This window comes from Vibrio makurazakiensis (genome assembly GCF_050337375.1).
Lineage (GTDB): Bacteria > Pseudomonadota > Gammaproteobacteria > Enterobacterales > Vibrionaceae > Vibrio > Vibrio makurazakiensis.
Genome location: NZ_JAKJSW010000154.1, coordinates 1 through 10,457 on the forward strand (window position 1 = coordinate 1; position 10,457 = coordinate 10,457).

Below are 10,457 nucleotides of genomic sequence, written 5' to 3' on the forward strand. Positions count from 1 at the left end.
CTGTTTTACTGAGTTTGGCAGATGCCATATCCCATAAACGACCGACACTACCTTCATCACCACTTTCTGTTACACGGTCCATGTTTTTCATGGTTTCCATGCGCTGATATAAGTCCGTCAGCATTTTTTCTTTACTCGCCTCTAGTTCAGAGACTTGAGCTTGCTGGATAGCGTCAGAGAGTGATTTATACCATTGGTCACAGAAGTAATGAGGGAACATAGGATTGTTAATCCCTTTATTCTTCTCTAAAAGACGGCGTGCTTGTAAATAGAAAGCAGAATGCCATTCAAGCTTCTTCACCACATCATTAATGTCTGAGAAAAACTGCGCCTCACTCCAATAGATTACCTCTTGGTAGAGCGCCAGTTCTTCTTTAAAGCGTTCGGTTTCACATACTTTAGTTACGCGCTTAGTGACCTTACCTCGCCATTTCAGTAGGTGACTTTTAACTGAGCTTTTTACACCGTTATTTTCAGCCATCATCATGATCTGGGAGCGAGCCATAAGATCATTCACGGCAGTATCGATCACGCCAGATTCAGCGAGCATCAAAGCGAGGTTGAGTCCATCAGCACCTAACATTTGCCTACCCCGCTACTCAAAAATCTTGTTCAGGTTTTTAATACGCTGCACGACTTTTGCACTTTCAGCTTGAGTCGACTCTAGTAACTGCCCAATAGACTGAATACTGATTTCCATCGCAGTTGGAAGCTCAGGGTCAATAAAGCTATGTGGCAATGCGCCATGGAAGTCTGAACGCGCCTTACGCAGTTGATGCTCCGCTTCATTTAATTGCTCTAATGCCTTTTCGGCCTTACTAGCCCAAGCAGTATAAGTTTCTTCAGGTAATCCATCATTTGTCACTAAACCAACCAACACTGAACGGTTAGCGATATCTTTGATAACCAATTGGTTCGATGCATCTAAGTCAAATTTCAAACGGCATAAATGTGTATTTTGATTTACGTAGCCGTATGTATCACCACGTCCTTCTTTAACCAGCTTTTCGAAGTCATCTTTGCCAATATACACCCAGCGGCTGTCGCCTTTTTCTGACTCAGAAACGGACATATTACTTTGCAGCAATACCAACTTAATCAAGTTATGTGCAGTGCCGACGCTGTATTTTTTCGCTTTACTGAGATCATACTGGTAAACGTCTTTGCGTAAGATCCCAGAAGTAGTCTCCATAGACAATGACATCGCAAGTTCAGACTCAACAGCCTCTTGAACGTCTTCTAGATCTTCACGGCAAAGTTCGACTTGGCTTTGTACCTCTTGTTGATCAAAAGCGTTGTTCAACGCAAAATCTTTGATCACACTTCGTACAACGTCACGTGACTCAGGGCTGTTCCATAAACAATCTTGTAGCAATAAAAGATCCAGTGGGTTGATTGAATCTCGTCCATTGAAAAACGCGCTCGCTTTCAAAAGCTTCACTGCTTTTTTCCAGCGTCGGTCAGACACATATAAATCAGACTCAGCTAAGCTCGCTCCTTTCGACTCGATGGTTTCTTCCAGCATATTTTTTAGCTGATACAGTTTTTCGAAACCATTATCTGTAAGCTCAAGTTTCTCTAGCTCTTTTTGCCATTGATGATATTCAATGTCCGTGATTGCCAAGCCTTCAGGTATCACCGCTTCTTGTGGAGTTCCAACAGTCAGCATTGATTTAAAGTTTTGCTTGTTTTGAATACGGTTTACAAACACACGTACCAACATACGGTCATATAACGCATCTAATCCACTGTCTTCATCTGGTAGTTCATTAGAAGCTGAAACCAATAAGCGCATAGGGACACGTTCAATATCGCTACCGTTCTTAAAGGTTTTTTCGTTTACTACTGTAAGAAGAGTGTTAAGGATGGCTGGGCCTGCTTTCCAGATTTCATCTAAGAAAACGACTTGCGCGGTAGGAAGATAACCTTTGGTCAAACGAACATAACGCCCGTTGTCTTTTAATTCTTGAATACTGAGTGGGCCGAACACTTCTTCAGGGGTAGAAAACCGCGTCATCAAGTATTCAAAGTAGCTACTATTATCAAAAGCTTGAATAAGTCGTTTTGCAATCAAACTTTTTGCAATACCTGGCGGACCGAGTAAGAAAACACTTTCACCAGCCAGTGCGGCCAGTAAACACAGTTTAATCGTGTCTTCACGTTCGTATACGCCATCAGACAGCGCTGCTGCCAATTTATTGATTCGTTCCGATATTAACGCCTTGTCGGCATGAGAGTAGATGGATGGATTCATCAGAGCGCTATTCCTCGAAACTAAGGGTATCTTCAACTGTATATACCTTTTTATACATTTGTTATTACTTTGTTACAAGTGTATTTTATTATTTGAGGTCTAGTTATATCAGTAATTTAAGATTGTAATTTTCTAGTAATCATAGTTTGCACTTTTGAGAGACAAATCACCTTTAGTGCAGGCTTGGTAAATAGGGTGTTATTTTTTACTGCTTCCACTTTTTTCGTATTGTCGCTATTGTTACCCGTCCCCCCTACTTTTAGGGCTGTTAGCTAGGAAAAGTGACAACAATTGCATGAGCAAAGTTATCCATAAATGGAAATGTATCTCTCTCGTAGAAGAGACCATCAAGTTACCTAACGGAAAAAGCATTGAGCACACCACAATTCATCACCCTGGTGCTGCGGTTATTCTACCGATTACGGCTAACAACCAAGTCATACTCATTAATCAGTTTCGCCCTTCTTTAGGCAAGTGGCTATTAGAGCTTCCAGCTGGAACTATGGAACATGGGGAAATTCCTCTTGAATGTGCTGCCCGAGAACTAGAAGAAGAAACCGGATACAGCGCAGATGAACTTTTCTCGTTAGGCCAAGTTACTCCGCTCGCAGGCTTCTGTGATGAAATTCAATACCTGTTCGTGGCAAAGGGCTTGACGCTCACCTCACGCTATCAGTGCGACGAAGATGAAATCATTGAAGTAATTGAGGTCAGCGTTGAAGAGTTAGAAAACAAAATTAAGAACGATCAAATCACCGACACTAAAACCATTGCTTGCTTGAGCAAAGCCAAGCTCTGTGGCTATTTATAGGAGAACAACATGGACTTTCGTTCAGATACCGTAACTAAACCATCACAAGCAATGCGTGACCTCATGGCTAACGCAGAAGTCGGAGACGATGTTTATGGGGACGACCCAACCGTAAACGATTTAGAGCAATGGGCAGCAAATGAAGCAGGGTTTGAAGCGGCTTTATTTACCTCTTCAGGTACGCAAGCTAATCTTTTAGGCCTAATGGCACACTGTGAACGCGGTGACGAATATTTATGTGGCCAGCAAGCGCACAACTATAAGTATGAGGCCGGGGGGGCAGCGGTTCTTGGCTCAATTCAACCTCAGCCAATTGAAAACAATCCAGACGGCACGTTAGATTTTTCAAAACTTGAGGCGGCGATTAAACCTGATGACAGTCATTTTGCGCGTACCAAGTTACTAAGCTTAGAAAACACCATTAACGGTAAAGTCATTCAACTCGACTATTTGGCGCAAGCTCGTCAGTTTGTAAACAAGCATGGCCTTCAAATGCATTTAGACGGCGCTCGTGTTTATAACGCCGCGGCTGCACTAGACGTCCCGGTAAAAGAAATTGCTCAGCACTTTGATTCAATGACTATTTGTCTGTCAAAAGGGCTTGGCGCACCAATTGGTTCATTACTGTTAGGTAATAAGGAATACATCGCAAAGGCACGTCGTCTGCGTAAGGTTGGCGGTGGTATGCGCCAGGCAGGTATTCTTGCAGCAGCAGGTAAGATGGCGCTGACAGAAAATGTCGAGCAACTAAAGGTTGACCATATGAATGCTAAAACGCTAGCAGTCGGATTGAGTCAGTTAGAAGGTGTTTCTGTCAACCCAGATTTCGTCGAAACAAACATCGTATTCGCAAAACTAAGTGAAAGCATCGATATACATAAGATCGCAGCTCAACTAGCAGAAGATGGGATCACCGTATCACCGGGTAATCCAATCCGATTCGTCACTCACAGAGACGTATCTAATGAGGATATTGAAGTATTTCTGACAAAGTTCGCTTCATACCTATAAGTAAATTAGTTATATATACAAAAATCACTAGAATACGATTTGAACTCTTGAGCTTCCCCTAAGGGGAAGCTTTATTATTGATGAAAATTCTACTTCTAGATATCGATATGATCCGACAAACCCTTCTTCTCTTGCCGCTATTGATCTCAACCTATGCATTAAGCAATGAGTTTGGAGATCCAAAGCTTGGTAAACTTAAATCTCCTAGCTGCGTATTTTGTCATGGCGCTTCGGGGACCGCTACCAACACAGATTACCCGAACCTCGCGGGACAAGATCTTCTTTACCTATTTAATAGCATGAAGGCCTATCAAGCAGGCCAGCGCTCTGGTTCGTATTCTGAAATGATGAAAACTCAACTTCGACAACTTAATGACGACGATCTCAAAGACATTGCGGCGTTTTACTCATCTCAATCCAACTAATGAAAATATGAAGTAGAAAACAAAAAGGTGTGACACATTGGCCACACCTTTCTGGTTTTCTTCTCAATCAGCTTTTAAACTWCTGAGATCTAGTTTTCGAGAGCTTTACTTTGAGGCTTAAGCTTAGAAACCAACTTCAGGGTTCTTTTCAATACATTGCCTACATCTTGCAAAATCAAGTATAAACAAGGCACCAGAACCAAAGTAAGCAAGGTTGCAAACAAAACCGCAAAGCCAAGTGCAACCGCCATCGGAATTACGAACTTTGCTTGTAAGCTCGTTTCAAACATGATGGGCAGGACACCCACAAATGTCRTAATAGACGTCAATGTTATGGCTCTAAACCGAGCACAACCCGCTTCCACGACAGCTTCTTTAATATCCATCCCCTTAGCTCTGACTTGGTTTATATAATCAGTCATAACTAGAGAGTCGTTGATAACCACGCCCGCAGCCGCGATTAAGCCAAATGTCGACATCATACTAAGGTCAAGATCAAAAGCGTAATGTCCCCATATGGCACCAGTCAGGCTGAAAGGAATAACCGACATGATGATAAGCGGTTGGCTGTAACTTTTCAGGGGAACGGCCAGTAGGATATAAACAATGATCATCCCTGCGATGAAGAACATAATTTGCTCACTCTGTTGAGCTTGCTGCTCTTCAATCGAGCCACCGAGTTCAGTTTTCACAGTCGGGAACTTATCTTTTAATGCGACTAATAAATTATCCTGAATGTTAGAAACCACTTCCCCAGGTTCAACGATTTCTTCATCAATAGACCCATATACATAAACCGTTCGATAGCCTTGCTCACGTCGGATTTCAGATACACCTGGCTTTTGTTCTATCTGAACAACGTCGCCAAGCATAACTTGCTTACCTTCTGGCGTAGTAATCACTGCATAACGTAAAGAAGAGAATGCTTCTCGCGTTAACTTAGGGTAACGAACCATGACTTTGATTTCTTCGCCATCACGTATCAAGCGCTGCGCTTCCCCGCCGTAAAAACTGCCACCTACTTGCAAAGCAATATCCGTGAGGTCTAGCCCAAGGTCATACGCAACTGGCGCTAAAGAAAGTAGTACTTCCTTACTGCCAGTGTCTATTGATGACGATATGTCGTATAAACCTTTTTGTTTCTGGAGTTCAGTAATGAGATAACGCCCAGCTTCATTAAGGGTTTGAATATCAGAACCAAACAGTAAATAACCAAATTCATCCCCTTCTCCACTACCATTCACATCATCTTCGATGGTGAACGATTTCAAGCCAGGAATTACGGCAAGATTCTCACGCCATTTTCTTGATAACTCAAAGGTGTTAAATGGTCTTAGCTCTTCGTCTACAAGCGGTACARTGATTCTCCCCTCGGTACGATCACTATTAAAAGAGAGTAAATCCTTAATCATTCCGCTGCCGTATGTTTCGATGGTTTCTTGTTCAACCTTCCAAATCACCGCTTCAATCTGATTTAATGCCTCGATCGTTTGTTCACTAGAAACATTATCATTCATCGTGATTTGAACGCTCGGAAAGTCATGAGGAACCTTTGGTGTTGGGACGATACGAACATAGCTCGCCATTACCATAGCGATACTAATCACTAACAAGAAGATGAACATTGCAAGAACCGACCAGCGCCAATGAGTACACAAAGTAACAAAGCGTTTATATGGCCCATTAACAAAACCGAAAAATCGCTTGTTAAACCTGTCGCGCCAGCCGTTTTCCTTGATGGGTGGAAATTTGGTATGCGCTAAGTGAGCAGGCAGAATGAGCTTAGACTCTATCAAGCTAAAAATAAGGCAGAGAATAACCACAGAGGCGATACCGAAGAAGAATGCACGCTCCGGGCCTGTAGACATAATAAACGGAGCAAATACGGCAATGGTCGTTAGAACACCAAACGTGGCAGGTGTCGCTACCTTCTGCACACCTCGCACAACGTTATCTACCCCGCCCCCCGTTTTTTCAATTTCTGTATAGGCACTTTCACCGATCACTATCGCGTCATCGACAACAATACCGAGCACCATAATGAAGGCAAATAACGAGATAATATTGATGCTTACACCGACAACCGGCATCAACATTACCGCCCCTAAGAAACAAACAGGAAGTCCAACCATTACCCACATGGCTAATCGAACACGTAAGAAAATACTCAACATCAACGCGACGAGAAATGCACCTTGAAGTAAGTTTTTCAACATCATGTCTAATCGAGCGTTCAAGTAATAAGTCATGTCGACTAAGGTTTTGATTTCTAAACCTTGTGGCAAACTCTTATTCTTGTGCTCAATGTAAGACTTAACGGACTCGGCAACGGTCACCATGTTTTGATCTTTGGTAGCTTTTACTGAGAAATAAATAGCATTCTCGCCGCTGTATTTAAAATACCTTTCCCCTTCAGTAAAGCCGTCTTTAATCGTCGCGATATCCTGCAGTAAAACCTTAGCGCCATTTGCACCTATTTTTACAGGAATATCCCGAAACTCTTCCCCACGGTAATACTGATTTTCAATTCGAACGGAAATCATTCCTGAATTTGTACGTACTTCACCTGCCGAATAATTCGCTGAATAACGTTGAATAGCAGTGCTGACATCATTCAGCGTTAAGTCATATTTACGAAGTACCTTAGGGTCAACCTCGACAGCAATTTCTTCTTCTGGGGCATTGAGTTCAACCAACATCACGTTATCAAGCAGCAGCAATTCATCTTCAATAGATTTTGCTATCGGCTTCAGCTCTTCAAGGGGTCTGTCAGCGACCAAAGACATTTCAATAACGTCTTGCCTAAATTCAACTTGATAGACATTGATGGGTTCCATAGACGCAGGAAAGCTCGCAATCGTATCTATCCGCTGTTTTACGTTGTCTAGCACTTCCGTCAAATCACGTTTAACATCAATTTCTAACGAAATATGCCCTACGCCACGGCTCGCGGTTGAAACTGCCTTTTTAATGCCTGTCACATCTTTTAGAGACTCTTCCAACTTAACTAAAATACTTTCCTCTATTTCTTGAGGAGAAGCTCCTGGGTAAGTAGCGCTTACGTTGACATAATTAATTTCAATATTTGGAAACATTTGTCTCTGAATAAAGAAGTAGCTGACCGTACCCATAATCAATAGAAAGACCATGAGCAAATTAGCCGCAACAGTGTTATTCGCAAAATATGCGATTATCCCTTTGGGTTTTAACTGTTCCATGTTCATCCTTATTGCGTTGAGTCGTCTTCAGTACGATTGCCACCAGCGACATTCACAAGCATACCTTGTTGCGGATATTCAGGCAGGGTCAGCACCAATTGATCTGTTTGCTCAATCCCAGAGGCGATAAGTAAAAACTCACCTTCAGCCCTAACCACATTGACTGTTCGAGGTTGAAGCTCGTTCTTCTCATTCATCACCCAAACTGTGCGGTTATTTACGTACTCTTGAGGAAGCTTATAGATATGCTCAAGCTGCTTACCGTTGAATCTCACCTCTACATAAGAACCAAATTTTAGCGCGGGCTTGCCAGTGTCTAACCCGTAAGGATCGTCTATTCGTACGACCATATTGACCATTCGTGTGCTGCTATCAATAACACCTAGATCACGGTCGATAACCCCTTCGCGAGTCACTTTAGCGATACCATCTTGAACAACCGTCGCCGTTAGCCCCGAATACTGCTGAGGTAAGAATGCACTATCAAATCCAGCAATGGGGATCTGTACTTCTGCAGATTCAACGTTATTCAAAACTGCTACTTGTGCACCTGCTGAGACGTACTGTCCAACACCAATATCACGTTCAATAACCAATGCATCATAAGGGGCAATAACAACGCAATTTTCAAGATCGCGCTTCGCTCGCTTCAATGAAGCAAGTGCGGATTTAACTTGAGCTTGGGCACTGAGAACTTGAGGTTTCCTTAGGTACAAATCACTGACTTGCTTATCACTGATTTTTTTAGCTTGGCGCTCTGCTACTTTTGCTTTAGCTTGCTCTTCAATCAAAGAAGACTTTGCGCTCGCAAGATTCGCCTCGGCTTCTAACACCGCAGCTTCATAATTATCTTTTTCGATAGAGAAAAGTGTTTCCCCTCGCTTAACAATTCCACCCGTTATAAAGTTTTTGTGCCAGCTAACTACTTCACCTGATACTTGAGCGGACAAACGAGTGCTTTCTAGTGGCTGAACCTCTCCGTAACTTGTAATGACTACTTTGTGGTCATTGGGAAATAGTGCCGCGACTGTGACGGTTGGATCCTTTTGAATCTCGACCTTTTCATCTGGTTCAGGGGCGCTTGCAGCAATAGCAGAATATCCGGCATACGCACCGCCTAGTAATACAATGGGAAATAGCCAACGCAATGATTTAACGATCATTAGAATTCCTTTTAGTTACAACGTTGTGCAAATCTGAACGCTCAAGCAACAAGCAAACCAAATTTGTACTTATAGGTATAAGACTTGGGATTTTATAGAAGTTCAGTTCTCATTGATAATAATTATATATACGTAAGAGGATGGAACTTATCTCTGCTATACGAGTGAGCAATGTTCGAGCCAAAATATAACGACTTATTATCAATCAGTTAGCGAGCAGTTTAAGTCCTAGGGATCATTCAAGTGGTGAATAACACTAATTGCTGGTCATATTGACCAAAAGGAAAATCAGCACATAGGTTCCTTTAAAACTCACCTATCTTTACCTATTAATTACATTCACCAATGTTCGAATTCGACACTTTTCCAGAGATCAACCACCTGTTGTTGGGGAAGTTGAGCATTAATACTGGCTTAAACCTTTACACGCTCTGAATTCCCCTTACAATTGGCGCAAATTCTGAAAACCAAGGTTATTACCATGTCTATTCAATGGTTCCCTGGGCACATGCACAAAGCCCTAAAAGAGATAGAAGAAGTTATTCCACAAGTTGACGTCATCATAGAAGTGCTCGATGCTCGAATTCCTTTCAGCAGCGAAAACCCTACGATCTCAACACTTCGTGGTGATAAGCCTTGTGTAAAAGTTCTAAACAAACGCGATCTTGCTGATCCAGTGTTAACCCAGTTATGGATTGATCACTACGAAAAAGAGCAAGGCGTTAAAGCAATGGCGATTACCACGTCACAACCGCAAGAAGTTCACAAGATCATGGAGCTTTGCCGAAAGCTTGCGCCTCATCGTGAACAGATGGGCAAAAACATTCGTACTATGATCATGGGCATTCCGAACGTTGGAAAATCGACCATAATCAACACCCTTGCTGGTCGCACTATCGCGGTAACGGGTAACCAACCTGCTGTAACGCGCCGTCAACAACGCATCAACTTACAAAATGGTATTGTACTGTCTGACACTCCAGGAGTGTTATGGCCGAAAGTAGAGAACCCTCATAGTGGTTTCCGCTTAGCGGCTACTGGCGCGGTAAAAGATACGGCAATGGAATACGATGAAGTTGCTTTCTACACAGTAGAGTATCTTGCACAGCAATACCCTGAGTTATTGAAAGAACGTTATCAAATTGAAGAACTGCCTGAGTCTGATATTGAACTGATGGAAGCGATTGGTCGTAAACGTGGTGCACTTCGTGCTGGCGGACATATCGACATTCATAAATGTTCAGAGATTCTCCTTCACGAACTTCGTAACGGCACTCTTGGTCAAGTGACGTTAGAACTGCCAGAAATGATTACGAAAGAACTTATTGAAGTTGAAATCGAAGCTGAGCGTAAAACCGCTGAGAAAATTAAGAAGAAAGAAGAAAGACGTAAACGTTATTTGAAGAATAAGCGCTAACGCACTGAATTTATTTTTCAATTAGCTTCACGCTGCATTTTATATATACGCTCCAAATACTCTGAAATTTGGAGCGTAATTCATTCTGAACAGCTCCTACCTCTAGCATTAAGCTGCATATCAGTTAAAGCTTCATTTACAAGTACAGTATACCTATC

Annotated in this window: 8 protein-coding genes; 4 read left to right on the forward strand and 4 right to left on the reverse strand. The window is 42.4% G+C overall.

Annotated features, from left to right (window positions below):
* Positions 1 to 583: vWA domain-containing protein (locus L4C33_RS15665; RefSeq protein ID WP_489686442.1), on the reverse strand; the 583-nt coding region annotated here is incomplete at its 3' end.
* A 12-nt stretch (positions 584 to 595) separates the two neighbouring features.
* On the reverse strand, positions 596 to 2,254 hold the full coding sequence (locus L4C33_RS15670; RefSeq protein WP_428813352.1) for an ATPase RavA domain-containing protein: 1,659 nt from the start codon (positions 2,252 to 2,254) through the stop codon (positions 596 to 598).
* 295 nt (positions 2,255 to 2,549) lie between these two features.
* Between L4C33_RS15670 and L4C33_RS15675 the strand changes: the two genes are divergently transcribed.
* The 3 genes from L4C33_RS15675 (at position 2,550) to L4C33_RS15685 (ending at position 4,501) form a co-directional block, all read left to right on the forward strand.
* Positions 2,550 to 3,065, forward strand: a complete 516-nt coding sequence (locus L4C33_RS15675; protein WP_428813353.1) for an NUDIX hydrolase — start codon at positions 2,550 to 2,552, stop codon at positions 3,063 to 3,065.
* Between the two features lie 9 nt (positions 3,066 to 3,074).
* Positions 3,075 to 4,076, forward strand: a complete 1,002-nt coding sequence (gene ltaE / locus L4C33_RS15680; protein WP_428813354.1) for a low-specificity L-threonine aldolase — start codon at positions 3,075 to 3,077, stop codon at positions 4,074 to 4,076.
* Positions 4,077 to 4,183: 107 nt separating this feature from the next.
* Positions 4,184 to 4,501 (forward strand): c-type cytochrome, encoded by a 318-nt coding sequence (locus tag L4C33_RS15685; RefSeq protein ID WP_428813358.1) that lies wholly within the window; start codon positions 4,184 to 4,186, stop codon positions 4,499 to 4,501.
* A gap of 89 nt (positions 4,502 to 4,590) precedes the next feature.
* Here L4C33_RS15685 and L4C33_RS15690 read toward each other — a convergent pair whose 3' ends face one another.
* On the reverse strand, positions 4,591 to 7,719 hold the full coding sequence (locus tag L4C33_RS15690) for an efflux RND transporter permease subunit (RefSeq protein WP_428813355.1): 3,129 nt from the start codon (positions 7,717 to 7,719) through the stop codon (positions 4,591 to 4,593).
* Positions 7,720 to 7,727: 8 nt separating this feature from the next.
* Positions 7,728 to 8,882 (reverse strand): efflux RND transporter periplasmic adaptor subunit, encoded by a 1,155-nt coding sequence (locus L4C33_RS15695; protein ID WP_428813356.1) that lies wholly within the window; start codon positions 8,880 to 8,882, stop codon positions 7,728 to 7,730.
* 481 nt (positions 8,883 to 9,363) lie between these two features.
* On the opposite strand from L4C33_RS15695, the gene ylqF reads away from it, so the two are divergent.
* A complete protein-coding gene (ylqF, locus tag L4C33_RS15700; RefSeq protein ID WP_428813357.1) occupies positions 9,364 to 10,299 on the forward strand; it encodes a ribosome biogenesis GTPase YlqF in 936 nt (311 codons plus the stop codon).
* Positions 10,300 to 10,457 lie beyond the last annotated feature (158 nt).

Bases quoted from the DNA above. Each gene is read 5' to 3' on its own strand.
- L4C33_RS15670 (WP_428813352.1), bottom strand. From the start codon at position 2,254: ATGAATCCATCCATCTACTCTCATGCCGACAAGGCGTTAATATCGGAA.
- L4C33_RS15675 (WP_428813353.1), top strand. From the start codon at position 2,550: ATGAGCAAAGTTATCCATAAATGGAAATGTATCTCTCTCGTAGAAGAG.
- ltaE (WP_428813354.1), top strand. From the start codon at position 3,075: ATGGACTTTCGTTCAGATACCGTAACTAAACCATCACAAGCAATGCGT.
- L4C33_RS15685 (WP_428813358.1), top strand. From the start codon at position 4,184: ATGATCCGACAAACCCTTCTTCTCTTGCCGCTATTGATCTCAACCTAT.
- L4C33_RS15695 (WP_428813356.1), bottom strand. From the start codon at position 8,882: ATGATCGTTAAATCATTGCGTTGGCTATTTCCCATTGTATTACTAGGC.
- ylqF (WP_428813357.1), top strand. From the start codon at position 9,364: ATGTCTATTCAATGGTTCCCTGGGCACATGCACAAAGCCCTAAAAGAG.